Raw genomic sequence first — 24,136 nt, 5'->3', positions numbered from 1 at the left:
ATGACAGCCAACGCGACCTCAGGGACCACGCCACGCCGTCGGCCCCACATGTGCGACACAGACAGGCAACCCAAGGCGCTCACACGGCGCGACACCGTCGTCACTGAGTGCCCGTGCATCACGCCACCGCGAGTCGAGGACGACGACGCTCAATCAGCCCCGACCCGCTTCCAGTGCGGACAGACACGGCCGCGCCCGCAACGCGTCGCCTGAGCGCCCTGCGTTCACCGATGCCGACGCGGCCTATTCAGAACTCGGAAGTGCCGCCAGGAGCTGTCGGCACGCTTCCTCGCATCGCCGACACACCTCGGCGGTGATGCGGCAATGTTCATGGTGCGGGGCATGCAGCTCACACTCCTCGGCGCACGCGACGCACGAGGCAAGGCAGGCCTCGACGGCGGCCCGGGTGACCGTCAGGTCAACAGCTGTGCGACGCGACAGGACCGTCGTCGTGGCAGCGCACACGTCAGAACAGTCGAGGTCAGTCCGTATGCACTTGATCAACGAGATGACGTCGGGCTCTGCCATGCAGGCATCGGCACAGGCAGCGCAGGCCTGGAAGCAGGCGACGCATTCTTCGATGCACTCGATCAGCGCGTCATCGAAGGCGGGCCGGGGACCCGGGTGGGCGTCGGCTATCTGTCGGACAGCTAGGGGCACGGTGAGATCCTTTCGTTCGTCATGAGTTCTACGGGCCGGCTGTGGTGTGCGAGCTCCGTTCCGCTGCGCGTCCTCCCTTCATGTCAGGCGGCCGTGAGTTCGGCGCGGCCAAACAGCAAGGCGTAGCCCAGGAGGGTGAAAGCTGCCTCATGCGGCAGTCCGGCGGTAAGCTCCACGCGCTCATTGCTCGTGAGCCGGCACCCGAAGGCGGCAGCACGGCGCCCACGACCTCCCTTGACTGTGCACGGCTGGGCCGCAGGGACCTGGCGCTCCGTTTCCGGACAGCCGAGCGGTCAATCGGTTCTCCGCCCGGTCGTCCTGCCGGCCGAACAGGTCCTTCGGCGCGAGCCGGCCGTGATTCACCCGTCACCGGACCGTCCGCGCACCCCGACGATGCGGTCATGGTTCACGGCGATATCCATCCCGTCCCCAAAACCCTCAGGCGGAGGGCGTCGCTCGCTTGGGCAGCACCCAGTCTTCGCGCGGGAAGTGGCAGGTGTAGCCGTTCGGGTATCGGATGAGGTAATCCTGGTGCTCGGGCTCGGCCTCCCAGAAGGGGCCTGCCGGCTCGATCGTCGTCACGGCCTTACCCGGCCACAGGCCCGACGCATCGACATCCGCGATCGTGTCGCGTGCGACCTGCTCCTGCTCGGGCGACAGGGGGAAGATCGCCGAGCGGTAGCTCGCGCCGATGTCGTTCCCCTGACGGTTCAGGGTCGACGGGTCGTGGATCTGGAAGAAGAACGCCAGGATGTCACGGTAGGTCGTCTGCGTCGGATCGAAGACGATCTCGACCGCTTCGGCGTGGCCGGGGTGGTTGCGGTACGTTGCGTGATCGTTCTGTCCGCCGGTGTATCCGACGCGCGTGTCCAGCACGCCGGGCTGCCGGCGAATGAGGTCCTCCATGCCCCAGAAACACCCGCCGGCCAGGACGGCCGTCTCAGTGCCCGGCTCGCGGGTGATCTGTCCGGTGTCGTGAATTCCGCTGGTCATAATGCGTGCTCCTCTGCAATGGGCAGCTTTCGCGGCCGCGTGGGCGTCACCATCGATCGTCGAGGCGGAGTGGCCCACGACGCTTGACGAGACGTTGACGATGCGACACCAGCCGGCCTTGACCATGCCCGCGCCAAGTGCGGCGGCGATGGCACTGATCGCAAAGGCCTGCCGTAGCTGTGCTGGGCTGAGCGTGGCGGTGGCACCGAGGGGCCCGACCGTGGCCCCGTTGTTGATCAGAACGTCGACCGGTCCGCCGGCCAGCAGATCCTCGAGAGCCCTGGTGCGCTGGGTGTCGTTGGGTGTCGTTGGTCAGGTCGGCAGTCACGACGCGAACCTCAACACCCGACGCGCTCGCTCTGATGGCGTTGGCGGTTTCGCCGAGTCGGTCGGCGGTACGGGCGAGAAGGCTGACATCGGCTGCGTCCTGGGCAAGTCCGACCGCGGTCCCTGCTCCGATGCCGCGGCCAGAGCCAGTGATCAGAGCGGTCTTGCCAACAAACCCAGCGGTCATGCTCGAGGGTTCCTTCCAACGCCATGTGCGGGATGGGCTCACCCACGCCCTGGTGCACCACGCGACTCCGATGCGCCAGAAGGCCCGCCGGACTACGCCTGCACTCATCCCATGAGCGTCGATCCTTCCCGCCGTCTTACCGAACAACTTCGCTATTGCGCTCATTCCTCGACGCCCCAGCACCCCACCCTTACCGATCAGCGTGGTAACACTTCGAGGTCTGGCGAAAGCGCGGGGCGACGCCGTCGAAGCCCACGAAGCGGTCTGCGGTGCCGAAGCCCGTCATGTCGCCGCCGGTGACAGCCAGGAACTCAGCGCCGAGGACCATGCCCAGGCCGGACGTGCATGTGATCACTTCGAAGGCGCCGTGGTCGCGGAACCGGGCCCGACCGGCCTTGTCGAGATCGACGACCCGCTGGTCGAGGCCCATCACCTTCTCCGCCGGCGTGTGCACCGGTTCGGCGGAGTCCCACGCCGGGCAGGCCGGTGTGCTGCCGCCCGGCGGCCTGGACGGCGATATCCGCCAGCCGGTCGACGCGGACGACACGGCGGTTGCACGGCCAGGTCTTCAGCCGTTTGCAGCGCCGTTCGCCCTCATCTGGAGCGGCAGTGCAGTAAAGCACCCGAATGGCATGGGCCGGCGAGAAGAAATTGATGCGGTTTCAGAATCGGGAGAGGAGAGCGACACCGGCGAAAAGGAGTGCGAGGCCGGTCAACATGCCGTAGAGAGGCGGCCCGGGGCGAGCCAGTCCGGAGGCGATGAGCAGCGCGGTGGATGCGGCCGGCGGATGATGGGCGTCCAGAAGAACGAGCAGCAGGAGTGTCAACCCCACCGCCAGGGCCTGCGCGATGATCTGGCGCCAGGTACCGTGCTGTCCTTCGATGACTGATGGATAGTGCCACAGGCCGAAGGCCGCCAGACATCCTAAACCGCTGGCGGTTGCGCACGCGTGACCCAGAAGACAACAACGGAGCCGTGCGGCTTCTGTCTGTGGATGCGCCAGCAGCAGGTAGGCCGTTGGGCCGAGGGTCGTGGTGAGCAGTATCCAGCCTACGGGTTGGCCGACAGCACCCACGCCCGCGAGCAAGGCCGCTGCCAGGACGAACAGCTTTCCTCCTGACCGCAGCCGGGCACGGAATCGGTTCTCTTGCATGCTCACGCCTTGAAAGGTAGGACGGACGGCCTCTAGTGATGAGACACGGGAGCGGATCACCGGCCCGGGAAAGGTTCGGTCAAGGATGTCAGCCCGTGGCCGGCCTTCGCGGCACGCAGCTCTGGGACTGTGTAATGACCTGTAGCCACCACCCCAATGGGGGTCGCGTTCGTCTTGAGCGCTGCTTCGATGTCGCGCGGGTGTCACTCATGACATACCTGCCGAGCTTCGCGGGTTCCATTCTGATCCCCGCAGCGCCCTCCATCGCGCCGGACAACAGCCCTGGAGTGACCGCAGCCTGAGCCATCTGCTGCCGCGTCTCTTTGATACTCCAGCCGTAGGTCGTTGTGTGCCCAGGTCTTGGAGCTGTCTGCCCCTGGCGGAAACTCAGGTGGCCTCAGCGCACGATCTGGGTACAGTCGAGCAATGCCCGAGCTGAAGCGGCTGCATGCCGACCATGCCCCGGCGGTCCTGGCCTTCGAACTGGCGAACCGCACCTACTTCGCTGCCTCGATCTCCGACCGCGGCGACGACTTCTTCGACCAGTTCAGCGACCGGTACAACGCCTCGCTGGCCGAGCAGGAGGCCGGTGTCTGTGCCTTCTACGTGCTTGTCGCCGGGGACGGCTCGGCACTCGGCAGGTTCAATTTGTACGACTTGGAGGACGGCACTGCGAGACTCGGCTACCGGGTCGCGCAGCAGATCGCCGGCCGCGGCGTGGCGACTGCGACCGTCCAGGAGCTTTGCCGGCTGGCGGCGGCGCGGCACGGGCTGCGCACACTGCGGGCGGCCACCTCTCACGACAATGTTGCGTCCCAGAAGGTGTTGACCAAGGCCGGGTTCGTCCCGGTTGGCCCGGCCGCCCCGGCCGATCTCGGCGGCAAGTCAGGCACCTGGTACCAGCGCGACCTTCAGCCGTAGACCGTGATCTTGCTGGTGGACCAGCTGCAGGAAGGCTGGGGCCACCGCTGACCATCGGTGCGTTCGAGGTCCTGATGAGCGCCTTGCGCCAGGCCGACCTGGCTGCCTACGCCGAGAGGATCGGGCTGGACGTGGAACGCTTCGAGTCGGACCTGAGGGCCCGCGTGGGCGCCAGGCATGTGGCGGAGGACGTAGAAACCGCCGACCTCAGCGGTATCGCGGGGACACCCACGTTCTTCGTCAACGGCCGAAGGCATCACGGCGCCTACGACATCGTCAGCCTCTCCGCGGCCGTGCATGGTGCACGGGAGCGCGCCGCCGTGGCGGTTCATGAACCCCGCCACCGGCGCACCCCGGGCCGCGTCTGAGCCGCATAGCCTGGGCCGCCCCCGGTCGTGGCTCCGCCTCGTCGACTCGCAGTAGACGCCCTATCCATACCGACCTGGTTGCCTTCCTCTCGGGGGTTGCAGGGACAGGCGTCGCCGCACCTCACGGAGGGCAGTCAGCAGGCGTGCTGGATTGTGTCATCTGTGTGCGGTTGGCTCTCGCAGAGCTGGGAAAGCGGGCGTCGGCGCGTCGCCCAGCCAGTGGGTGCGCCACAACGTTGCGGGCCGGCTCCTCGTCCCTGCCGCCTGTCCCACCCCGGCCGCCGGGCGGGCCGTGCTGCTCCCCACGGCCCGCCCGGCACCCCATCCCGCCGTTGGACCTCCGACCACGAAGGCGTGATCAGTGCCGTCTTGCCGATGGACTGTCCCCATTGGAGTTCCCCGACCGCAACTGCTTCCTCCGGGAGCGACCGTCCCAGTATCAGGCTGCCCGGTCCCACGGTGAGCGGGTGCGGAGCCGCTCCTGGCGCCGCTGGTCGATCGCCGCCATGTGCTGTTACAAGCCGGATCCGGCTTCGCGGCTGATCTACCGGCCGCGCCGCCACTGTAAGCATCGGGGCAAAGGACGTGACGCCTTCGCGTCGACCGACTACCGGGTCCTGGTCGTCCGCGCCCACATCCGCTCCAGGCGCCCATCGTCCTGATCTGGGACGATCTCAACACCCACCGGGCTGCCGGGATGTGTGATTACGCGGCGGAACATGGCTGGCACTTGAGTCCTTTACGGACGAACGCGGATGATCGTCTTTCCCTTGACCCGCTCGGTCGGGTTGAGGGCGGCGACGGCATCGTCGAGGGTCGCGACTTTGCCGATGTTCGTGCGCACTCGTCCGTCACGCACCCGCTGGGCGATCTCCGTCAGTTGGCTGCGATCCGACACAACAACGAAGTCGACCGCCAGCCCGTCGACGGGCCGCGCCTCGGGTGGGCCGGCGACGCTCACCAGCGTTCCTCCGGCTCGAACCAGGCCCGCGGACCGATTCCCGATGTCGCCGCCGATGACGTCGAAAACCAGATCGACACCGCCGACCTCATTCAGGTCGTCGTTGTCGAGGTCGACGAACCCGTGCGCGCCGAAGTCGAGCGCCGTCTGACGATCAGCGGCACGTCCGGTGCCGATGACATAGGCGCCGGCCTCGCGGGCGAGCTGCGTCACCATCGAACCGACCGCGCCGGCCGCACCGTGCACGAGCACGCTCTGCCCCGACCGAAGGCGGCCGTGCTCGAACAGTCCTTGCCACGCGGTCAGGCCCGTCATCGCGACGCTCGCGCCCACGGTGAAGTCGACATCGCCCGGCAGCGGCGCAAGGTTACGCGCCTCGACGACGACATACTCCGCGAGGGTGCCGTCCCGCGTCCAGTCCGTGAGGCCGAACACCCGCTGTCCTACTGACAGGCCGGTTGTGCCGTAGCTGAGGGCGGTGACCACTCCGGCCAGCTCGTGGCCGGGGATCGACGGCGTGCGGTCGCGGCCCAGGCGATCGGTCCACGTCGAGGGCCACTCCAGCTCGTTCCCGGTGAATCCCGACGCATGAACTTCCACGACGACGTCGCCGTAGTTCGCGCCTTCAAGACTAGCGAGCCCCGCCGTGTCCGGATCGGGCCGTTCCACCAGCTTCATCCCGGCCGTCCCTGCGGCCTGGTCCGTCACCACAATCGCCTTCATTTGGCTACCTCTCGTATCCGGTCTTCGCCTGCACGGCACGTCGGTCCGCAAGCTGTTGGCGCCGCCAGAGCCCAGCGTCTTGCCACGCAGATAGAGCCGGCATCAGAACGCGGCTACACCGCCGCGCCTCAATCACTGAACGTAGACCGCTGGCTGTGTGCGATCGACGCGTGTGGGAGCCGCCGTCCCAGCGTGGCCGACCGGACCACGCGGCTGACGCCGATCCGCGAGGCCCGGTCGCTGTCCCCGAGTTCTCACGGACGAACGCGGATGATCGTCTTCCCCTTGACCCGCTCGGTCGGGTTGAAGGCGGCCACGGCGTCGTCGAGCGCTGCCACGTTGCCGATGTTCGTCCGCAGCCGACCATCCCGGACCCGCTGGACGATCTCACTCAGCTGGGCGCGATCGGCCTCGACGACGAAGTCCACCGCCAAGCCATCGGCCGGCTGTGCCTGGGCCGGGCCGGCGATGGTCACCAGTATTCCTCCGGCTCGAACCAGGCCCGCGGACCGCTTGCCGATGTCGCCGCCGATGACGTCGAAAACCAGATCGACACCGCCGACCTCATTCAGGTCGTCGTTGTCGAGGTCGACGAACCCGTGCGCGCCGAAGTCGAGCGCCGTCTGACGATCAGCGGCACGTCCGGTGCCGATGACATAGGCGCCGGCCTCGCGGGCGAGCTGCGTCACCATCGAACCGACTCCACCGGCCGCACCGTGCACCAGGACGCTCTGCCCCGCCTGGAAGCGGCCGTGCACGAACAGCCCCTGCCACGCGGTCAGACCGGAGATCGGCAGGCTCGCGCCCACGGTGAAGTCGACATCGCCCGGCAACGGCGCAAGGTTACGTGCCTCGACGGCCACGTACTCCGCGAGGGTGCCGTCGCGCGTCCAGTCCGTGAGACCGAACACCCGCTGTCCTACCGACAGCCCCCTCGTGCCGTAGCCGAGGGCGCTGACCACTCCAGCCACCTCATGGCCGGGGATCGACGGCGTGCGGTCGCGGCCCAGGCGATCGGTCCAAGTTCCGGGCCATGTCAGCTCGCCGGGAGTGAATCCCGACGCATGAACCTGAACGACGACATCGTTCCCCGCAGCCGCTGGTTCCGGCCGCTCCGCCAGTGTCATGCCGGCCGTTCCCGCAGCCTCGTCCGTCACCACAATCGCCTTCATCAGGCACCTCTCTGTATCTGGTCCCGGCTCGCACGGCACGTCGATCCGCAAGCTATTGGTGCCGCCAAATCCCGGCGTCTTACCACGCCGATCGAGCCGGCATCAGAGCGCGGCTAAAGGGGCCCCGGTAGGAACGGAACAGGGAACTGGTACTACAGCCTCGGATCTCCGAGTTCGTGACGGAACCTGCTCATCTCGCGCTCACCGACTGCGCCGGGCGCACCCAGCAGGCCACGGTCTCCTATGCCGTCTCCGAGTCAGTGACCGCTTCCGATCGCACGTGATCGGCTGCTCAGGAACCGAAGCCAGTAGTACTGGCGCGGCCGGTACCCGGGCACTCAGGCCTCTCCCATTGGAATTGCCAACGAGGCCGCGCCGCTCATGTCGAGCCAGAGCGCGTCCCTCGTCCGCGTCGCACGCAGCACGACTCTCCCGCACTCCTGGCAACGTGCGACGAGGCCCGGTGCATGCATGTACACGCGCAGGCGAGCGAGGGGGCCCGTGCAGCCGCAGTTGGCGCATCGGCTCGTCGCGGCGGTCACATCAACGGCGAAGACCTCGGAAAGGGGTCCTGCCAGCGCGTTTCCGTCGACATACCCGTCATGGGCATCGCCCATATCCGGGCTGCCGGCTTTCACGGACGCCATCTCAACCTCCATTGTCAGCCGAAGCGCTCGGTACGTACTCGCTCGGGTGCATGTCCGAGGAGCACCAGGTAGGCAGCCGTCTTCTCGACGAACGCCGTGGGCCCGCAGACATAGCAGGTCGGCTCGAAATCGGGGGGCCAGCCGCCACGGACCAAGTCCTCGGGGTTGATGCGCCCCGCCGGGCGCCGCGAGTCGGCGGGGGCCTCTCTGCTGTAGAGGTACGTCGTGTCCAGCCCCTGCGCTCCCTTACGAAGCTCGGAGTGGTACAGCACATCCGCCGGGGTCCGTGCTGCGTACAGCAACCGGAAGGGGGCCCGGCTGCCGGCCGCCTCGCGAGCGCGGATCATGCACATCAGAGGCACGAGTCCTGATCCGCCCGCCACCAGCAGAATCGGCTCCGTCTGCTGCTGCCTCCAGACGAACCAGCCGCCGACGGGCCCGCGCAGCTCCAACTGGTCCCCAGGCATCAGTTCGTCCACGAGGTAGGGCGACACCTCTCCGCCTGACGTGCGCTGGACCGTCAGCTCGAGGCTTCGGCCGTTGGGGGCGGAGGCGATCGAGTAGCTGCGCTGGGTGCTGTAGCCGTCTTCCGCGGTCAGCCTGACGTCGACGTGCTGACCGGCCAGGTGCCCTGGCCAGTCCGGCAGGTCCAGTGTCAGGGTGACGGCCGTCGCCGACTCCACGCGTCGGTCCGTCACCTCGGCGATCCGCCACCGAAGCCGGTCGCCTAGTCTCCCTGGTACCGCTGTTCTCGCCATGGGTCTCCGTAGTTGTGGTAGCCGGCGCTTTCCCAGAAGCCAGGCGTGTCGCTCTGCCGCAGCTCAATCCCGCGCACCCACTTCGCGGACTTCCACAGGTACAGGTGCGGGACCAGCAGCCGGGCGGGGCCACCGTGTTCGGGCGCCAGGTCGCTGCCCCCGTAGCCATAGACGACCCACGCTTTGCCGTCGAGCAGGTCTGCGAGGGGCATATTCGTGGTGTACCCCCCGTACGAGGTGACGAGGACGTGCTCTGCGGCCGTCTCCACGTCCGCGAGCAGGACATCCAGGGACACGCCTTGCCATTCGGTGCCGAACTTCGACCACTTCGTCACACAGTGCAGATCCACGGTGGGGGACTCCGCCGGAAGTGCCATCAGTCCTGCCCAGTCCCACACGTGCTGTTTCCCGGCTTCCGTGGTCACGGACAGCTTCCAGTCGTCCTTCCGGATGCGGGGGGTGGGTCCGGCGGACAGCACCGGGAAGCCGGTCGTCTCGTACTGCCCCGGCGGCAGCTTCGTGCCCGCCGACGGCCTGCGGCCGTGGAAACCGCGCGAGGTGAAAGCCATGCTCGCCGTCCTTGTCATTCCGGTGCGGCGGCCCCTGTGGGCCCCTTCGGATATGAGCGCCCGCGGGTTGTTTCATCTTACCTCCGGACCCTCGGGAAGGTGAGTTCATGGCGGCCCAGTCCTCCTCGTCCGTCCCCGGCGGACGATTGCCGGGGCCTCGGGACGGTGTGGCTGCGTTGCGAGCCCCGCTGGTCAGCGCCGCCCTGCGACGTAGCAGCCGCTGCGTCAGCCCGCAGCGCTGAGATGTCCGCCGGCGATCAGGTGAGCTCGCAGTTTCTTACGGGCGTCGAACATCGTCTTGTAGAGCGCGTTGCGGTTCGTCCCCAACTCGCTGGCGAGCGTTTCCAGGGGGACCCCGTTGACGACGGCGGTGAAGACCTGCCGCTGGTGGGCGCTGAGTGCAGTCTCGACCGCGTGGCGCACAGCTTCGACCAGCTCTCGCGCCTGCCAGTGGCTGACCGGGTCGACTCCGGAGCGGTCGGGTACTTGCGCCCATTCGTCCAAGCCGAACCGGGCATTTGAAACACGCGAGAAATGGCGGCCCAGCTTGCTGGACACTTCAAGTACGACGAATCGAAATGCCCATGTGGTGAATCTGGCGTCGCCTCGAAATTCCTGAATTTTGTGCGTGATCCTCATCAGAGCGTCCGCGGCCGCCTGGTGGGCGAGGTCGTTCAGTTCGGGCCCGGTAATTCGGTAACGAGGTCCCCGGCGGAACACTTCGTCCATGGCAATCCGCACCAGCAGTTCGTGCAGCCGCGTGCAAGCCTGCTCGTACTGCGGCCCGTGGCCATCCTGGAGCACGTCCACCCAGGCGGCGGACTCCGGATCGAGTTGCCTTCTGCCCTTGACGGGCCCTGCTGCCGGGGCGCTGCCGCTGGTTCCGGCATGTTCATTCGGAGCCGAGCGGCACCTTGTTCTGAAATCCGCAGAGTACATTGCCTTCAATCCCCAGGTCATCTCGTGCAGACAAGCCAATCACGAGACCCATCTACAGGGCGTCTACACTAAGTCGCTGTTTTTCGTTCATCGTGCGTACATCCTGGAATTTCACGGACGGGCTTTCCGGCGTCTTTCGACGAACGTCTCGCGCGCGGCGTGAGGGGCGCTGGCACAGGCGGGTTTGCGCTGCTGACTGTGACGGGTGGACCGGTACTGACTGGTCATGACCAGGTCTTCAGCGTCTGCTGCGTGGCGGGCCATGCGCCAGCCGGTGGCGCAGAGGGTGCGGCGATGAAAGAGGGCTTCCTCCTCGCATTTCGCACGGCCCTGAGAAGGGCTGCCTGGGTGGCTGCCAGTGCCCGGCCGCGGTGGGAAATGCATCGTTTTCATGGTCGCTGCCTCTCTCTGTGCCCGGGCACCTCGGCTGCAGCGGGCGCGCGGAGTCAGTCCGCTTCGTTCAGTCCAGGGCGGAACACCTGCTCCTCCGCAGCGGGCCTGGCGACTGGTCTGGGTCCAGCAAAGGGTTCGACCGGCCCCGACTGCCCGCAGAGGCTGCTTGACGTGTCCGACCTGGCAGCCGCTGCCGGGCCGAAAGCGCGGGGAACGGTGTACACCGTCCCCGCGACAGGGATTCCTCCCTGGCTCAGCGCCCCTTCAGGCGGGCCGTTCGGACCCGCCCCTGCCCACTGGCCGGCCAGGAGGCAGGCGGTCGCTCAGGAGTCCTCTCGGGTTTCAGGCACCACATGGACAGCCGCCTCCTCGGCGGAGGCGGCACCGTTGTCGATGCCCACGTCCCGCGCCCAGTAGTCGTCGCCGTCGTAGCCTGCGGCGACAACGTCCGTGTCCCAGCCGAGTAGGCGCCCCGCGCGCTCGTCGCCGACCTGGTCGTCGATGAGCTCTCCGTCCGTGTCGATCGTGTCGCCCAGCCCGTCACCCTCGTCCGATGCACTGACTTCCGGCACCTCGCGCCTGAGCCGATGCGTGAGGTCCTCGTGGGAGGCACTCTCCCTCGCGGTGACGCCCCAGTCGTTGACGGCGAGAGGTGCATTGGCGGGTGAGTAACCCCGGTCCAGGACGTCCTCTCCCAGCTCGTCCTCGTCGTACCCCTCCTGCGAGCGCAGGGGGTTGGAGGCGGCCAGGTCTTCGTAAGGCGGGAAATTGTCTGGTGAAGTCATCATGGCCTCCATGCCGGCGGAGCCCGGCGACATCTCGGTGCCGGCGTCTCTGTGACGGCGCGGCGGGAGAAGACCATTCAAGCGGCCCGATATCGACGAGGCGTCTATCCGGCATAGTCGCCCGGACGGCCGGCCGTCGACTCCACCCAAGTAGTGAGAACGCCCCTCGGGGCCGCCCCGCCGCATTCCTACCTTCCGGACCGGCCCCAGTTGCCAGGGTGATCGGGGTCGATCAGCTGCTCGTATCCGGGATTCTCCTCGATGAACCGGTCGACCACCGGGCAGTAATTGGTGATCGTCGCTCCCTTGGCGGCGAGGTCGTCGAGAGCGAAACGAATCAGGAGCTTGGACCAGCCCCGGCCGCGGTATTCCTCACGGATGGTCGTGTGGGTCAGCACGCGTCGTGAGCCGGCCGTCTCGTAGACGAGGATCCCTGCCGCCTGGTCGCCATAGCGCAACTCGTAGAAGTGCCCGTCGGTATTGTCCGCGATCTCGACGCGACCGTCGTCTGCCGGGCCCGATTCTCTACTGGTCATGGCTGTCTCATTCCTCGGTTGCACGGCTCGACGCCGCTGCTGAGCAGGTGCCCGCATGCGTTTGTCTCGGGGATGGTCCAGGACAACAGCGTATGCCTGCACGCAACTGGCTTCTGACCGAAGTCCGGGCTGTTCCGCGGCAGCCTGGGCAGGTGCGGAACCGTCTGCGGGGCACCCCCCGGCCTGGCACCCGCGGACGCCGAGTAAGGCGTCCGCCACCGAGGCGGCTAATGGTGAACCGGCCGGCGGTTCGACGCCGCGGAGTCGAGGCCCCTGTCTGTCTGCCGCAACCTGGCGAAGGGGCGGGCCTCACCCGTCGAGGCCGGTCTCGTGTCGGACGGCCTTTAGTCGAATCCGACGCCGGCACGTTCTGGGAGGCGGAACCTGAGCACCAGAACTGCCTCCAGCGCCATGCGGATGCGCACATGAGCCAGTACGTCCGAAAAGACTGGAAGCTGCACCGGCCGCCGGCCTGACCCGCCCGCGCGCGCTCGCGCCTGCCGGAGCGGGTCACGGCAGGCGCGGCGGCGGGCGGGCGCACCTCTTCAGGGCCCGGTCACCTCAGGAACTCCAGTAGGTCCTGTTCCAGGGCTGACCTGGGCTTGGCCCCGATGACCGTCTTGACGACCTTGCCGTCCCGGTAGACGTTGAGCGTGGGAATGGACCTGACGTCGTACGCTTCAGCGGTACGGGGGCTCTCGTCGACGTTCAGCTGGACGATCGTGATCTTGTCACCGTGCTCGGCGGCCAGTGCCTCGAGGACCGGTGCAACAAGGCGGCAGGGCCCGCACCACTCGGCCCAGAAATCGACGAGCACAGGCTTGCTGCTCGTGAGTACCTCGTCCGCGAAGGTCTCGTCGGTCACGCTTCTCAGATTGCCTGCCATGCGGGCTCCTTCGTGCACGGGCGGCTTTGATCGAGGCCTTTCGACTGCCCCACCCGGGGCGGTGTCAGGTGGTGGCCCCGGGCGGGACATGAGGGGTGCATCTAGTTGCGGCCTGCCATGAACCCGCCGTCGACGTTGAGGATGGCGCCCGTGGTCCAGCTCGAGGCCGGCGAGAGGAGGAAGACGATCGCGGAGGCCACGTCCTGCGGGGTGCCGACCCGGCCGAGCGGATGGAGGTCACCCAACTGCTCCATCGCGGCGTCCAACTTGTCTGCGGGAAAGACCTTCTCGAACAGGGGTGTCCTGGTGACGGCGGGCGCCACAGCGTTCACACGGATGCCCTCGCCGGCGAGCTCCATGGCCAGGTTGTGCGTGAGGGCGTGCAGGCCCGCCTTGGCCATCGAGTAGGCCGACGACGGGGTCGCGGCGAGGGCCTGGTGTGCCCACATGCTGCCCACGTTCACGATGGCGCCGCCCTGCCCCCCGGCGACCATGCCCCGGACGATGGTCTGGGTCAGGAAGAACGTCGCCCTGTTGAGGTCGTGATAGGCGTCGTAGTCCGCGACCTCGTAGTCGAGGAAAGGCTTGGGCAGGAAGAACCCCGCCGCGTTGACGAGGAGGGTGGCGTCGGGATGGTCCTCCGCCAGCTGCTTCTGCGCCTCGACGACCTGATCCCGGTCCGCCAGGTCGGCCGCGATCGACCACGCGCTGCCGGAGCGAGACAGGCTCGCCACGGCGTCGTCCAGTTTCTGACCCGGGCGGCCGACGATCACCGCGCTGCCGCCCTCAGCGATCACGTCTTCGGCGGCCTTGAGGCCCATGCCGCTGGCGCCGCCGATCACGACGAGTTTCCTGCCTTCGAAATCCGTGGCCACGCGAATCACTCTCCATTGAACGGTGAACACTTCTTGCCTGTTTGCATTCGACCCTGCCACGGCAGGGTCTACAGCAGCTCTACAAGGCCTCTACGGCTCCCATCGCAGTGGTCCGTGGTTCGACAAGCCGCAACTGCACAGGTCCGACCTGCCTGCTGCTTCTGCCCTCGGCGGGAGGCGCCGGTGCGGCCTCAGGATGGTGGCCGTCGTCGGCCTGGTGACCGGGAGGTGCCGGCCGCGATCATGTTCGTGGCCACGTCCGGCTGCACGTGGCAGCAGTTGCCTACTGCGCGATCGACTCGGTGAACATGTGGGCCCTGAAATCAGGGGAACATGACGGGCCGAAGCCTGTCGACCGGGGCACGTACGGCTCGAAGATCCACTTGATCACCGAGCGGGTCGGTCTGCCCCCCTCCGTCGGGATCGATCTCGGGGGCGAACCTGCACGACAGCCAGGCGGCCGCCACTGGTGGACCATCGCACGCACCGTGTCCTGGCTCGCCGGCTTCCGCCGCCTGCACCGCCGCTACGGACGCCAAGCCGAGCACTTCCTGGCCTTCACCAGCATCTCCTGCACCCTCATCTGCTATCGCAGACTCACCAAATGCGATGGTGTCTTAATAGGGCAGATCACGGCGAGCCCCTTTGCCCCTCGCCGGCTTTGGATGTGTAGTCATCACCGCGGAGAGAGCAATCCACCGTCATGCCGGCAGGACAAGTCGTCGGCATGACAGGCATGCAGATCATGCTGTGCGCGTGGGCGCTCCCAGCATGGCGAGCTGTGGAGGGGAGCGAGCCTGACTGAGGTTGGCGCATGGTGAAGCTGTAGTGACACCGCCCTGGTCGGTAGGACGCAGGGATGAGTGAAATGAACGCCTACGACCAGATTGTCGGGGCACTGTGAAAGACGAGAGGAGAATTCCATGGCCATGCGCCCCACGGCCGGCGGACTGAACTCCGGAGGGGTGATCGCGGCCCGGTACGGGCTCGCGCTCAACCTCCTCAGCATCGGACGGCTGAAATTCGAGTCCTACGAAGTCGAAAACATCCGCCCTTTGATTGTTTCAAGTCCACTGATGAGGAAACCGCTGAAAAGGCTCGGCGAGAAGAATCTCGCCAGGGCCATCGGGCTTACTGAGATCGCAATCGGCGGGATGGTGTCGACCGGGCGATGGGCGCCGCGGGTCTCGGCAGCCGGCAGTCTGCTCGCCGCCGGCATGTTCGGCGTCACACTCAGTTTCCTGGCCACTACTCCGGAAGCGTGGCACGTGCGGGAGCGGGGCCGAGAGCCCAAGCTGTCACCCGCGGGGCAATTTCTCATCAAGGATGTAGTGCTGCTGGGAGCGGCGTTGGTCACCGCTGCAGAATCGCTCAACAGCATCCGAAAGCTACGCTAGCCGGCGTCTCGCGCTCAGGCGCCGCCAACGGGTGCCGAGGGCGCGACGGCGTTCCCTCGGACGTGCGGAGAGAAAACGCAGGGCAGAGCCGGACACGTCGACGCCGGACGGGTGAACAAACACGCGAAGCCTCTGGTGGAGACGGTTGACCGAAAACCCATCTACCAGGGGCTTCACCCGTCTGTGAGGCCAACTACCCGACCCGGCGAACAGGTTGGAAGGAGCTCACTGGGTCGAGAAGACCCCCTGAATACACGTCTGTCGCGGCGGACCTGCTGCTACGCCAGACGTCACGAGCCGCATTCAGCCTTGATGCGTCCAGCTGATCTCCAGTCGTTGTTGCTCAGGTATGCGTTAACGTCAGGAACTGCTGCGTTGATGTCTCGGTGGTGGTTCCGGGAGGGGATGGGTAGTACAGACGGCGTTTGATGAGTCCCAGCGGCGGACGTGGGCGGGGCAGGCCGATGCGTACGCTGCGAGTTTCGCCAAACTCTGCGCGTATCCGGTGCCCGGGCTCCTCGACGCTGCTGCAGTCCGGGAAAATGCGCGAATCCTCGACGTGGGGACGGGCACCGGCACCGCCGCCGCGGTTGCATGTGAGCGGGGAGCGAAGGTGACGGCGGTGGATGCCGAACCCGGCATGGTCGCCCGAGCCGCGCTGGCGGCCCCGGAAGCGGACGTACGGCTTGCTGCTCTGCCCCGCCTGCCGTTCGCCGACGACCAGTTCGACGCCGTTGTCGGCAACTTCGTCCTCAACCACGTCGGGCGGCCCCGGGATGCCCAGAGAGAGATACGGCGCGTCACACGTCCTGGCGGGCGGACAGCCGTCACCATCTGGGCGGTTCCCGCGGCCCCGGGCAGGCCCTGCTGGGCCGGGCCGTCCAGGCGGCGGGCGTCACCCGTCCCGCTGACCTGCCGGCTCTCGCTCCCGAAGACGACTTCCCGCGTACTCAACAGGGCCTCGCCGCGTTGCTCAGTGAGGCGGGTCTGAAGGACGTCATCTGCGACACCGTGGCTTGGGGCCACCGGACGACGCTTGCGCGACCGGCAGCGTCATGATGCCGAGCGTGGACGACTGGTACGGGATGGTCGCCATCGAGCCGCCGTCCCGCGCGGGCGAACCACAGCACCACGGCCGGGATCGTCGCGCCCGGGCCGGGGCGAGTAGTTATGGGGTGCCGTGTGCGGCGGGGAAGTGCTGTGCGCGGCAATGGCCGCCGTCACGATCCGCATGATCTTCGCCCAGCCCACCGCCAAGGCGGCGGGCATCGGCGCCGGCAGTGTCCACGTCAGAGCCTCCACGCCTTCCAGCGGTCTGAGGGGCGGCCGCGGAATCTGCGGCCTGAAGTCCGGAGCCGCCCGTCACCGGTCGGCCCAGCCGGGTGGGAGTGCGCGGTCTGGCCTGTACGGGATGAGAGAGAGTCGGCCAAGGTCACTGACGCGTTGTGCCCTTCGTGTCACGGCTCCGACGCACCCGCCGCACCCCGGCGTACTCGTAGCAGGGGCACACACCCCCGCCTGCCGGCTACCGGCGGGGGAAGGCGTTCGCCAGGCCCGGGAACGTGCCCGCACCGCCTCAGCCGACAGCGGCACAATCGCCTGGGCGCCCTGTGCCGGCATGCCGGCTGCCTGGCAGCCGAAGGCGGACGTCTGATCCGCAGGCCGCGCAGTGCGTAGGTTTGTCAGGATGTATCGACAAGGTAACCGTCCCGCCTGGGCTGTGTTGTCCCGTCCTGCCGCAGATCGGCGTCGACGATCACCGCTAGCTCGCTGCTGCTGGGCGCCGCGCTGGGCGCCGTGGCGGGCGGCCGGCTGTCGGACGCGCGCGGCAGGCGCCGTACGATCCTCACCCTCGCGGTTCGCGGCGCTGCGGCTGGAGCGGGTCAGCATCGGGAGGGGCAACGTCATGCCCGGCCATGCGCCATCAGGGCGGCGTGAGGCAGCACCAGTATGCCGTCCGGGCCGGCGAACTCCCCACACAGCGACTCGAAATGGCCTTTGATCTCCGCGATCACCGCTGGGTTCTGGCTCGTCACGAGCTGGCCGATCGTCGCCACCCGTGCAGCAGATCACCGGTGTCAACACGATCATGTACTACGGCACCCAGATCCTCACCGACGCCGGTTTCGCCGCCGACAGCGCGCTGACCGCGAACATCGCCAACGGTGTCATCTCTGTGCCGGCGACCTTCGTCGGCATCTGGCTGCTGGGCCGGGTGGCCCGCCGCCCGATGCTGATGACGGGGCAGGTCGGGACGACTGCGGCCCTGTTGCTGATCGGTGTGTTCTCGCTGGTGCTGCCGTCCGGCGACGGACGCGCCTACGCCGTGCTCGCCATGACGGTCACCTTCCTCGCCTTCCAGCAGGGCGCGATCTCGCCGGTGACCTGGCTGATGCTGTCGGAGATCTTCCCGATGCGGATGCGCGGGTTCGGTATGGGTGTCGCGGCCGTGGTGCTGTGGCTGACCAACTTCGTCATCGGTCTGGTCTTCCCGTCCCTGGTCGCCGGGATCGGGATCTCCAACACCTTCTTCCTGTTCGTGGTGGCGGGGATCTTCTCGCTCACCTTCGTCAAGCTCTACGTCCCCGAGACGAAGGGCCGCACCCTCGAAACCCTCGAAGCCGAACTCCGGGCGCGCTTCTCCTGACCCCTTGAAGGAATGACCATGACTGTACGGGTAGGAGTCATCGGCGCCGGCTGGATCGGCCACGAGCACATCCGCCGGCTCACCCACACCGTCACCGGCGCCCGGGTCACCGCGGCCGCCGCGGTCACCGCGGTCACCGACATCGACGCCGCCCGCGCCGAGGAGGCAGCGGCACCCGTCGGCGCGCAGGTCCTGCCGGACGGCGCGGCCCTGGTCGCCTCGGACGACGTGGACGCCGTCCTCGTGACGTCGTGGGGGCCCACGCACGCCGAGCACGTCCTGAACGCGATCGCGGCGGGCAAGCCGGTCTTCTGCGAGAAGCCGCTGGCCACCACCGCCGAGGACTGCCTGAAGATCACCGAGGCGGAGACGGCCCACGGCCGCCGCCTGGTCCAGGTCGGTTTCATGCGCCGCTACGACGCCGGCTACCGCCAGATGAAGCAGGTCATCGACTCGGGCCGGATCGGTGAGCCGCTGATCGTGCACTGCGCGCACCGCAGCCCGACGGTCCCGGAGTCGTACACCTCCGCCATGGCCGCGCTGGACACGGCGGTGCACGAGGTGGACGTGCTGCGCTGGCTGCTGGACGACGAGATCGTCTCCACCCAGGTGGTGACCCCGCGCGCCACCGGCAAGCGGTTCGAACACCTCAAGGATCCGCAGATCATGCTCTTCGAGACGGCCAAGGGAGTGCGCATCGACCTGGAGGTCTTCGTCAACTGCCAGTACGGCTACGACATCCAGTGCGAGGCGGTCGGTGAGGAGGGCCTGGTCCGGCTGCCCGACCCGGCCGCGGTGGGTGTGCGCACCGCCGCCCGACACAGCACCGAGGTGCTGACCGACTGGGTGGGGCGCTTCGCGGACGCCTTCGACACGGAGTTCCGCGAGTGGATCGCCAACCTGGCGGCCGGCGACGAGCCCACGGGCCCCTCGGCCTGGGACGGCTACGCCGCCACCGTCATCACCGCCGCGACGGTCGAGGCCCTGGAGACGGGCCGCGTCGTCGTCACGGACCTCAAGCCCCGCCCGGCCCTGTACGGAGGCACCGCATGAAGATCGCCCTCGACCCGTACATGTTCCGCGCCCTGCCCCTCGATGACATGGTGCGCACGGTCGCCGAACTCGGCTACGAGTACATCGAGTTGTCGCCGCGGGACGACTTCATGCCGTTCTTCCTCCACCCGCGGGCGGACGACGAGCGCATCGCACAGCTGAAGAGCTCCCTGCGCACACACGGCGTTCAGCTGTCCTCCGTGCTGCCGCTGTACAAGTGGTCCTCACCCGACGAGACCGAGCGGACCTTCTTCGGCACCCTGCGCGAGCTGAGCTTCGACGGCGTCGCCACGGCTTGCGTCTTCGCCTGGGAGGAGCGAGCCCGGGAGTCGTCCGGTGTTCATGCTGGACCGCATCACCAAGGAGCTCGCCTCGTAGCAGGCGCGCGCCCCTGACCGACGGCCCCCCGAAAGCGGCACCCCCGCGGTCGCGGGGCCGTCCTGTGCCTGCCGTGCGTCAGTCCAGGCGGTTCAGTCGCAGGTGACCATCCTCACGGGCTGATATGGAGGACTCGGAGGCCGCCAGGCCCGAGTGCGGCACGACCGGCCGATGTGCCTGGGCCTCCTGCCGGGCAAAGGGCGCGCCGGCGTCGGCGGCCTGCCGGGCCAGGGCTTCGTCGCGCTCCCGGCCCCTGGCTTCGCCCCGCATCCGCTCCGGGCGGATCAGGGCACCGGCGTCACCGGCATCGGCGGCCTTGTGCCGGCGACGCTCCGCCACGTCCTGGGAACTGCGCGACAGCCTCGCCGCCTTCACCGTAGCCGGCCTCGTCCAGGAAGAGGACGGACGGCACGCGGCTGGTCCACGTCTTCAGCTCCCCGTCGCGGACCGCCGTGCCGGCCCGCCGCCTGCCTGACGCACCGTCAGGCGGCACGGTGCGGGGGCAGGGATGCCGAGGCGGGAACCGCGCGCTCTCCCGGCCGCAGATCCCGTTCTGGATCTGCGAGTCCGGCGTTTGATCGCGCGTGCGCCCCTCCTGCCGCATTCTCCCGAACACACACCCTGGCCAACGCGCGTAGAAGCGAGCATCATGGCATGTGCCAAAGCACGATCCCGCACGGTGATTGCCTCGTTGTTGTCATGCACAGGTCACATTTGGGCTCCGGCCCTCTGACGGTGCAATGCACTCCCCATCCGACGAAGGGACACAGCAATGGCTTGCGGATCAACCTCACTGTGGGCAGGCGAAGCGTCCTGGTTCTGCTGCGGCGGCTCCTGGGGCCCCTGCGGCAGCGCCGGAACCGGCGCCTGTGGTACCTGCCAGTCCAGCAGAAACATGGCCGCCTGGCCCAACCTGTCCTCGGCCTGCTGGAACGTCACCAACCCGGCAGCATGCGGCGAGAACATGCCCAGACGCGGCTGCGGCTCGGTCATGAACATCAAGCACCAGTGCTCCGGCGCCACCGTCTGCGTCACGCTCGCCGACTGCGGGCCCAACACCCAGCTTTGGTGCAGCGAGAAGACCTGCTGCAACGGCGTGTGCCGGACCCACCGTGTCGTCGACCTGACCCCTGCGGCCTACTCGGCCATCGGCAGCCTCAGCTCCGGTCTGCTTCCCGTCTACATCTACGAGTGAGGAGGAACCGCCATGACCGCACGCAACGGCGTCAACCGCCGCCGTCTCCTGACCAGCGCGGCGCTCGGCGGTGCCACCATCGTGGGCGCCTCCGCACTCGGCGGCCTGGACGCAGACTCCGCCTTCGCCGCCCCGATGCCCTCCCTGGACCCGGCGGTGTCCCAGTCGTCGTTCGTGGACGGCCGCGTCAGCCGGATCAAGGGCAGCGTCCTCGACGTCGTCGAGGCCGACGGCACGCACAGGCTCATCCAGCTCACCAACGCCACCAGCGTCTGGAAGCTGGAAACGGTCACCGCCGAGGCCATCGAGGTCGGTGACGGACTGTACGCACGGGGCGTCGAAATGCCGGACGGCAGCGTGGCCGCCGACGCAGTCTGGGTGAACATCGTCAATCTCTATGTCACCGTCCGCGGCATCGAGCGCTCCCGGCTGCACCTGAGCCACGACAGCCATGCCCTGGTCGGCAACATCGTGGAGAAGAGGACCACCGCGTCCTTCCGTGGCGGCGCCCTCACCTCCGACCTCTCGCAGCTGCGGATCGGGCACCACGCCCAGGTGCTCGGTGCCTGGCGGCCCGCGGACGACAGTGTGGACATCGCCCGCATCAGCGTCGGGCACTGAGGCAGGGGGAATGTGATGGCATCGCTCGCCATGAACCTCGCGACGCTGCTGCTCGGTGCCCTGCTCGCCGGCACCGGGGCAAGCAAGGCGTTCGGCCGGCAGGTCGCGGGCCAGGCGGCCGGCACCGTGCTGGTCCGCGTCCTGAACGACGGCCGCCGTGCCACGCTCGTCCTGCGGGCCACCGGCGCCGCGGAACTGGCGGTGGCCGCAGGCCTGTTGGCCGCGCCGACGACCCTGGTCCCCGGCGTGGCGGCGACCGTCCTGGGCGCCGGCTTCCTCGGCTACCTCGGGTACGCCCGGGTGAGCGCCCCGGAGTCGTCCTGCGGATGCACCGCCCGGAACAACGGCCCGATCACCTGGCGGGCCTTCGTCCGCGCGGGCCTAGTCGTGGTGGGCGGCGCCGCGGCCGCCGGCGCCCGGACGGCCTGGTGGACCCAGGCCGTCCGCAACCCGGTGGCGTCGGTCGCGTTCCTTGCCGTCACCGCGGCCGTCCTGGTCGTGGTCTCCAGCGACCTCGACGACCTGTGGCTGGTTCCGCTGCGCAGAACACGGCTGAAGGTCTTCGGGCACCCGCTCGTCCGCGACCAGAACGACGAAGTGCCCGTGGCCGCCTCCGTCGAACTGCTGGAGCGTTCGCTGGCGTGGGTGGCTGCCGCACCCGTCGTCCGCTCCGGGCTGATCGACCACTGGGAGGCCGACGGCTGGCGCTTCCTGCAGTTCGCGGGGGTCCACGACCCGGACGGCACGGCGCGCCCGGTCACTGTGATCTTCGGGGTGGACCGGCGCGGGACGAAGGACACCACCAGCAACCCGGCGGTCCGGGTCGCCCTGATCGACGACCGCACCGACGAACCGCTGGAGGCGGACCTGCTCAGCGGTTTCCCGCGGCGCGCTTCCCTGCCCATGGCCTGACGGACGGTCCGGCAAGGGGCGTGACGACACGGCCGAGGGGCCGCCCGGGCGCGGACCGGGCGGCCCCCGGTGCGTGCGGGGGCGGTGAGTAGGCCGCGGTGTGGGTGCGCGGCGACGATGCGGCCCGCCCTGCCGGTGCCGCGCCCGGGTACGATCCGCTCGCTCTGTCGGCCAGCGGTCGTAGGGCGGCATTGCGCAGTTGAACGCTGAACTTCGCCTTACTGCTGCCCCTCGTTCGCGCGGCGCGCTGTACTGAAGCGGCGCTGATAGGCGGCGGGACTTATCGACAATTTTCTGACGAACACTCGCCGCATACTCTCATAGTTCGGGAATCCGGCAAGGGATGCCGTCTGCGTTGCGGTGTGCCCTTGGTCGAGCAGAGCTTTTGCCATGTCGAACCGGATCATCTCCACGTACCGGGCCGGCGTGGTGGACAGCTCGTCGTGGAAGAGTCGCGTGAGATGCCGAGGGCTCACATTGAGGTGCTTGGCGAGTTCGCCGAGTGAGTGGTTTCCCCCGGGATTCGCCGTGATCAGGTCGGTGATTCTGCGGAGGGACGGAGATCGGGGCGGCGGTCCTTGGAGTGGGGCGGAGAACTGTGACTGGCCGCCCGAGCGCTGCAAATAGACCACCAGGGCGCGGGCGACATCGCGCGTCAGATCAGGGCCGTGATCCTCCTCGACGAGTGCCAGTGCCAGGTCGATGCCGGCGGTCACGCCCGCCGAGGTGTAGATGGTGCCGTCACGGACGTAGATCGCGTCGGGTTCGACGCGGCTCGCCCGGCAGCGGGCGGCGAGCTCGTGCGCGACCTTCCAGTGCGTGGTCGCACGCTTGCCGTCCAGGAGTCCGGCGGCGCCGAGGATGAACGCTCCGGTGCAGATGGACGCGACCCGGTCGGCCCGGCCCGCCAGCGTTCGCGCGGCCTCGATCAGGTCACGGGGGACAGGCGTGCGCGGGTAGAGGTCTGCGCCGGCCACCAGGAACGTGTCGGGAACAGGCTCCGTGGCGGCGGTGTCGACCGCGATCCGGATCCCGACGGACGAGGTGACATCGGCGCCGGTCGGTGATACCAGGACGATCTCGTAGTCGGCACCGAGCCGGTTCGCTTCCGCGAATACCTCTGCGGGGCCGGCGACGTCCAGCAGTTTGACCCCGTCATAGACGAGGATCGCGACCCGATGCGCGGCTGAGGCCACACCCTCGCCGGCCGCCTGTCCGGATTCGAGTGACTCATGGCCGGACCGAGGCGGCGCGGAACGCCGGGTGGTTGGCAGTGTGGAAGACGGACGCACCGTCCATTCGTAGCACACCGATATTCGGAAGGCGCAGAGGTCATGAGCGAGATCATCGCGGGGGTGGAGATTCCTGAAACGGCGGCGGTCGCCGAGGCCACCCGCCTTATGCAGGAGATGACCAGCCCCCTCATCTACCATCACTCCCGTCGTGTTTTCGTCTTCGGCGTCATTCATGCTCGCAGGCTCGGCCTGGAGCCCGATCCGGAGCTTCTCTACCTGTCCGCGATGTTTCATGACACCGGCCTCTTGACGCCGTTTTCCGACGTGGAGCAGCGCTTCGAGGTCGATGGAGCCGACCACGCGCGTAAGTTCATGCTCGACCGCGGCTTCCCGGCCACGGCCGCCGACGTGGTGTGGTCGGCGATCGCGCTGCACACGACCCCGGAAATTCCCGGGCGGATGGGCCCGGAGATCGCCATCACGAATTTCGGGGTCCTGACCGACGTGCTCGGCCTGGGTCTGGACGAGCTGGATCGCGGCCAGGTGGACGAGATCACCGCCGTCCATCCGCGGGGCGACTTCAAGAACGAGTTTTTGCAAGCCTTCGTCGACGGACTCAAGTACCGGCCGGAGACCACGAACGGAACCGTGAATTCGGATGTGCTGGAGCACTTCGTTCCCGGCTTTCGTCGCATGACCACGGTCGAGCGCATCATCGGCGCTCCCTGGCCGAGCTGATCAGGAAGCCGTACGAGACCACGTGATGACGTGTCCTTGGGTGCGGCCCTCCACGCCGGACGATCACGCACTCACGGGCCCAGCGGCGGTCCGAAGGAATGCGTGG

At 68.0% G+C, this 24,136-nt stretch carries 25 protein-coding genes and 5 pseudogenes; 12 read left to right on the top strand and 18 right to left on the bottom strand.

The annotated features are described in order from the left end of the window. Positions 1 to 342: 342 nt before the first annotated feature. Positions 343 to 654 carry a hypothetical protein gene (locus R2S09_RS37815; RefSeq protein WP_306192725.1) on the top strand — a complete coding sequence of 104 codons (312 nt, stop codon included), beginning with the start codon at positions 343 to 345 and terminating at the stop codon, positions 652 to 654. 444 nt (positions 655 to 1,098) lie between these two features. On the opposite strand, the gene msrA is transcribed toward R2S09_RS37815, so the two are convergent. The 4 genes from msrA to R2S09_RS37800 all read right to left on the bottom strand — a co-directional run bounded on the left by msrA (position 1,099) and on the right by R2S09_RS37800 (position 3,321). Next, on the bottom strand, positions 1,099 to 1,653 hold the full coding sequence (msrA, locus tag R2S09_RS37810; protein WP_306192744.1) for a peptide-methionine (S)-S-oxide reductase MsrA: 555 nt from the start codon (positions 1,651 to 1,653) through the stop codon (positions 1,099 to 1,101). A gap of 46 nt (positions 1,654 to 1,699) precedes the next feature. Next, positions 1,700 to 2,167, bottom strand: coding sequence for an SDR family NAD(P)-dependent oxidoreductase (locus tag R2S09_RS40820; protein WP_399145573.1), 468 nt, complete (start codon positions 2,165 to 2,167; stop codon positions 1,700 to 1,702). A gap of 190 nt (positions 2,168 to 2,357) precedes the next feature. Next, a complete protein-coding gene (locus R2S09_RS37805) occupies positions 2,358 to 2,597 on the bottom strand; it encodes a transposase (RefSeq protein ID WP_306192726.1) in 240 nt (79 codons plus the stop codon). A 232-nt stretch (positions 2,598 to 2,829) separates the two neighbouring features. Then, positions 2,830 to 3,321 carry an HPP family protein gene (locus R2S09_RS37800; protein WP_316745660.1) on the bottom strand — a complete coding sequence of 164 codons (492 nt, stop codon included), beginning with the start codon at positions 3,319 to 3,321 and terminating at the stop codon, positions 2,830 to 2,832. Positions 3,322 to 3,747: 426 nt separating this feature from the next. Here R2S09_RS37800 and R2S09_RS37795 point away from each other — a divergent pair, with 426 nt between their 5' ends. Both R2S09_RS37795 and R2S09_RS37790 read left to right on the top strand, forming a co-directional pair. Then, positions 3,748 to 4,242 (top strand): GNAT family N-acetyltransferase, encoded by a 495-nt coding sequence (locus tag R2S09_RS37795; RefSeq protein ID WP_316745659.1) that lies wholly within the window; start codon positions 3,748 to 3,750, stop codon positions 4,240 to 4,242. A gap of 80 nt (positions 4,243 to 4,322) precedes the next feature. After that, positions 4,323 to 4,610 (top strand): annotated as a pseudogene (locus tag R2S09_RS37790) (DsbA family protein); the annotation flags it as partial. A gap of 739 nt (positions 4,611 to 5,349) precedes the next feature. Here the strand turns inward: R2S09_RS37790 and R2S09_RS37785 are convergent. From R2S09_RS37785 to R2S09_RS37740, 10 genes are all read right to left on the bottom strand, one after another. Beyond that, positions 5,350 to 6,294, bottom strand: coding sequence for an NADP-dependent oxidoreductase (locus R2S09_RS37785; RefSeq protein WP_306192728.1), 945 nt, complete (start codon positions 6,292 to 6,294; stop codon positions 5,350 to 5,352). Between the two features lie 254 nt (positions 6,295 to 6,548). Beyond that, positions 6,549 to 7,466 carry an NADP-dependent oxidoreductase gene (locus tag R2S09_RS37780; RefSeq protein WP_306192730.1) on the bottom strand — a complete coding sequence of 306 codons (918 nt, stop codon included), beginning with the start codon at positions 7,464 to 7,466 and terminating at the stop codon, positions 6,549 to 6,551. A gap of 338 nt (positions 7,467 to 7,804) precedes the next feature. Beyond that, positions 7,805 to 8,083 (bottom strand): DUF6510 family protein, encoded by a 279-nt coding sequence (locus R2S09_RS37775; RefSeq protein WP_306192746.1) that lies wholly within the window; start codon positions 8,081 to 8,083, stop codon positions 7,805 to 7,807. Between the two features lie 44 nt (positions 8,084 to 8,127). Beyond that, positions 8,128 to 8,871, bottom strand: coding sequence for a ferredoxin reductase (locus R2S09_RS37770; protein ID WP_316745658.1), 744 nt, complete (start codon positions 8,869 to 8,871; stop codon positions 8,128 to 8,130). Beyond that, positions 8,841 to 9,440 (bottom strand): molybdopterin-dependent oxidoreductase, encoded by a 600-nt coding sequence (locus R2S09_RS37765; RefSeq protein WP_306192732.1) that lies wholly within the window; start codon positions 9,438 to 9,440, stop codon positions 8,841 to 8,843. Before R2S09_RS37765 ends, R2S09_RS37770 begins: the two co-directional genes overlap by 31 nt. A gap of 225 nt (positions 9,441 to 9,665) precedes the next feature. After that, positions 9,666 to 10,250 (bottom strand): sigma-70 family RNA polymerase sigma factor, encoded by a 585-nt coding sequence (locus R2S09_RS37760; RefSeq protein ID WP_306192733.1) that lies wholly within the window; start codon positions 10,248 to 10,250, stop codon positions 9,666 to 9,668. Between the two features lie 845 nt (positions 10,251 to 11,095). Next, complete coding sequence (locus R2S09_RS37755; RefSeq protein WP_306192734.1) at positions 11,096 to 11,557, bottom strand: DUF5709 domain-containing protein; 462 nt, start codon at positions 11,555 to 11,557, stop codon at positions 11,096 to 11,098. A gap of 188 nt (positions 11,558 to 11,745) precedes the next feature. Continuing rightward, positions 11,746 to 12,093, bottom strand: a complete 348-nt coding sequence (locus tag R2S09_RS37750; RefSeq protein ID WP_316745657.1) for a GNAT family N-acetyltransferase — start codon at positions 12,091 to 12,093, stop codon at positions 11,746 to 11,748. A gap of 556 nt (positions 12,094 to 12,649) precedes the next feature. After that, positions 12,650 to 12,979, bottom strand: coding sequence for a thioredoxin (gene trxA / locus R2S09_RS37745; protein WP_306192736.1), 330 nt, complete (start codon positions 12,977 to 12,979; stop codon positions 12,650 to 12,652). A gap of 101 nt (positions 12,980 to 13,080) precedes the next feature. Beyond that, positions 13,081 to 13,854: an SDR family NAD(P)-dependent oxidoreductase gene (locus tag R2S09_RS37740; RefSeq protein WP_306192737.1), complete on the bottom strand. Its 774-nt coding sequence runs from the start codon at positions 13,852 to 13,854 to the stop codon at positions 13,081 to 13,083. Positions 13,855 to 14,777: 923 nt separating this feature from the next. On the opposite strand from R2S09_RS37740, the gene R2S09_RS37730 reads away from it, so the two are divergent. After that, a complete protein-coding gene (locus tag R2S09_RS37730; RefSeq protein ID WP_316745656.1) occupies positions 14,778 to 15,251 on the top strand; it encodes a DUF417 family protein in 474 nt (157 codons plus the stop codon). Here R2S09_RS37730 and R2S09_RS37725 read toward each other — a convergent pair. Beyond that, positions 15,252 to 15,374, bottom strand: a pseudogene (locus R2S09_RS37725) (IS5/IS1182 family transposase); the annotation flags it as partial. It abuts the gene before it with no gap. Between the two features lie 382 nt (positions 15,375 to 15,756). Between R2S09_RS37725 and R2S09_RS37720 the strand changes: the two are divergent. Next, positions 15,757 to 16,280: pseudogene (locus tag R2S09_RS37720) on the top strand (class I SAM-dependent methyltransferase); the annotation flags it as partial. A gap of 875 nt (positions 16,281 to 17,155) precedes the next feature. On the opposite strand, the gene R2S09_RS37715 reads toward R2S09_RS37720, so the two are convergent. Then, the gene (locus R2S09_RS37715) at positions 17,156 to 17,308 is read right to left on the bottom strand and encodes a hypothetical protein (RefSeq protein ID WP_306192738.1); all 153 of its coding nucleotides are present in this window, start codon (positions 17,306 to 17,308) and stop codon (positions 17,156 to 17,158) included. A 2-nt stretch (positions 17,309 to 17,310) separates the two neighbouring features. Between R2S09_RS37715 and R2S09_RS37710 the strand changes: the two are divergent. From R2S09_RS37710 to R2S09_RS37700, 3 genes and pseudogenes are all read left to right on the top strand, one after another. Continuing rightward, positions 17,311 to 17,898, top strand: a pseudogene (locus tag R2S09_RS37710) (MFS transporter); the annotation flags it as partial. A gap of 18 nt (positions 17,899 to 17,916) precedes the next feature. Further along, on the top strand, positions 17,917 to 18,951 hold the full coding sequence (locus tag R2S09_RS37705; RefSeq protein ID WP_316745655.1) for a Gfo/Idh/MocA family oxidoreductase: 1,035 nt from the start codon (positions 17,917 to 17,919) through the stop codon (positions 18,949 to 18,951). Beyond that, positions 18,948 to 19,196: pseudogene (locus R2S09_RS37700) on the top strand (sugar phosphate isomerase/epimerase family protein); the annotation flags it as partial. The gene R2S09_RS37705 and the pseudogene R2S09_RS37700, both read left to right, overlap by 4 nt. A gap of 211 nt (positions 19,197 to 19,407) precedes the next feature. On the opposite strand, the gene R2S09_RS37695 reads toward R2S09_RS37700, so the two are convergent. Beyond that, a complete protein-coding gene (locus R2S09_RS37695; RefSeq protein ID WP_316745654.1) occupies positions 19,408 to 19,668 on the bottom strand; it encodes a hypothetical protein in 261 nt (86 codons plus the stop codon). Positions 19,669 to 20,224: 556 nt separating this feature from the next. Between R2S09_RS37695 and R2S09_RS37690 the strand changes: the two genes are divergently transcribed. The 3 genes from R2S09_RS37690 to R2S09_RS37680 are packed head-to-tail and all read left to right on the top strand — an operon-like array spanning position 20,225 to position 22,057. Next, complete coding sequence (locus R2S09_RS37690) at positions 20,225 to 20,524, top strand: septal ring lytic transglycosylase RlpA family protein (protein ID WP_229903781.1); 300 nt, start codon at positions 20,225 to 20,227, stop codon at positions 20,522 to 20,524. Between the two features lie 12 nt (positions 20,525 to 20,536). After that, positions 20,537 to 21,145 carry a cell wall protein gene (locus tag R2S09_RS37685; RefSeq protein WP_189904648.1) on the top strand — a complete coding sequence of 203 codons (609 nt, stop codon included), beginning with the start codon at positions 20,537 to 20,539 and terminating at the stop codon, positions 21,143 to 21,145. A gap of 15 nt (positions 21,146 to 21,160) precedes the next feature. Continuing rightward, the gene (locus R2S09_RS37680; protein ID WP_316745653.1) at positions 21,161 to 22,057 is read left to right on the top strand and encodes a MauE/DoxX family redox-associated membrane protein; all 897 of its coding nucleotides are present in this window, start codon (positions 21,161 to 21,163) and stop codon (positions 22,055 to 22,057) included. A gap of 218 nt (positions 22,058 to 22,275) precedes the next feature. Here the strand turns inward: R2S09_RS37680 and R2S09_RS37675 are convergent, their stop codons facing one another. Next, on the bottom strand, positions 22,276 to 23,253 hold the full coding sequence (locus R2S09_RS37675; protein ID WP_306192748.1) for a GlxA family transcriptional regulator: 978 nt from the start codon (positions 23,251 to 23,253) through the stop codon (positions 22,276 to 22,278). Positions 23,254 to 23,391: 138 nt separating this feature from the next. On the opposite strand from R2S09_RS37675, the gene R2S09_RS37670 reads away from it, so the two are divergent. After that, positions 23,392 to 24,030 carry an HD domain-containing protein gene (locus R2S09_RS37670; RefSeq protein ID WP_306192743.1) on the top strand — a complete coding sequence of 213 codons (639 nt, stop codon included), beginning with the start codon at positions 23,392 to 23,394 and terminating at the stop codon, positions 24,028 to 24,030. Positions 24,031 to 24,136: the final 106 nt, after the last annotated feature.

Source organism: Streptomyces sp. MK7, from assembly GCF_032658145.1.
In the GTDB taxonomy this organism is placed as follows: Bacteria; Actinomycetota; Actinomycetes; order Streptomycetales; family Streptomycetaceae; genus Streptomyces; species Streptomyces spiralis.
This window is presented reverse-complemented; position numbering and strand designations above follow the sequence as displayed.

Coding starts and splice junctions, on each gene's coding strand:
- msrA (WP_306192744.1), bottom strand. CDS start 1,653: ATGACCAGCGGAATTCACGACACCGGACAGATCACCCGCGAGCCGGGC.
- R2S09_RS37805 (WP_306192726.1), bottom strand. CDS start 2,597: ATGGGCCTCGACCAGCGGGTCGTCGATCTCGACAAGGCCGGTCGGGCC.
- R2S09_RS37685 (WP_189904648.1), top strand. CDS start 20,537: ATGACCGCACGCAACGGCGTCAACCGCCGCCGTCTCCTGACCAGCGCG.
- R2S09_RS37775 (WP_306192746.1), bottom strand. CDS start 8,083: ATGGGCGATGCCCATGACGGGTATGTCGACGGAAACGCGCTGGCAGGA.
- R2S09_RS37815 (WP_306192725.1), top strand. CDS start 343: ATGCAGCTCACACTCCTCGGCGCACGCGACGCACGAGGCAAGGCAGGC.
- R2S09_RS37750 (WP_316745657.1), bottom strand. CDS start 12,093: ATGACCAGTAGAGAATCGGGCCCGGCAGACGACGGTCGCGTCGAGATC.
- R2S09_RS37670 (WP_306192743.1), top strand. CDS start 23,392: ATGAGCGAGATCATCGCGGGGGTGGAGATTCCTGAAACGGCGGCGGTC.
- R2S09_RS37780 (WP_306192730.1), bottom strand. CDS start 7,466: ATGAAGGCGATTGTGGTGACGGACGAGGCTGCGGGAACGGCCGGCATG.
- R2S09_RS37765 (WP_306192732.1), bottom strand. CDS start 9,440: ATGGCTTTCACCTCGCGCGGTTTCCACGGCCGCAGGCCGTCGGCGGGC.
- R2S09_RS37755 (WP_306192734.1), bottom strand. CDS start 11,557: ATGACTTCACCAGACAATTTCCCGCCTTACGAAGACCTGGCCGCCTCC.
- R2S09_RS37800 (WP_316745660.1), bottom strand. CDS start 3,321: ATGCAAGAGAACCGATTCCGTGCCCGGCTGCGGTCAGGAGGAAAGCTG.
- R2S09_RS37770 (WP_316745658.1), bottom strand. CDS start 8,871: ATGGCGAGAACAGCGGTACCAGGGAGACTAGGCGACCGGCTTCGGTGG.
- R2S09_RS37690 (WP_229903781.1), top strand. CDS start 20,225: ATGGCCGCCTGGCCCAACCTGTCCTCGGCCTGCTGGAACGTCACCAAC.
- R2S09_RS40820 (WP_399145573.1), bottom strand. CDS start 2,167: ATGACCGCTGGGTTTGTTGGCAAGACCGCTCTGATCACTGGCTCTGGC.
- R2S09_RS37680 (WP_316745653.1), top strand. CDS start 21,161: ATGGCATCGCTCGCCATGAACCTCGCGACGCTGCTGCTCGGTGCCCTG.
- R2S09_RS37795 (WP_316745659.1), top strand. CDS start 3,748: ATGCCCGAGCTGAAGCGGCTGCATGCCGACCATGCCCCGGCGGTCCTG.
- trxA (WP_306192736.1), bottom strand. CDS start 12,979: ATGGCAGGCAATCTGAGAAGCGTGACCGACGAGACCTTCGCGGACGAG.
- R2S09_RS37785 (WP_306192728.1), bottom strand. CDS start 6,294: ATGAAGGCGATTGTGGTGACGGACCAGGCCGCAGGGACGGCCGGGATG.
- R2S09_RS37730 (WP_316745656.1), top strand. CDS start 14,778: ATGGCCATGCGCCCCACGGCCGGCGGACTGAACTCCGGAGGGGTGATC.
- R2S09_RS37705 (WP_316745655.1), top strand. CDS start 17,917: ATGACTGTACGGGTAGGAGTCATCGGCGCCGGCTGGATCGGCCACGAG.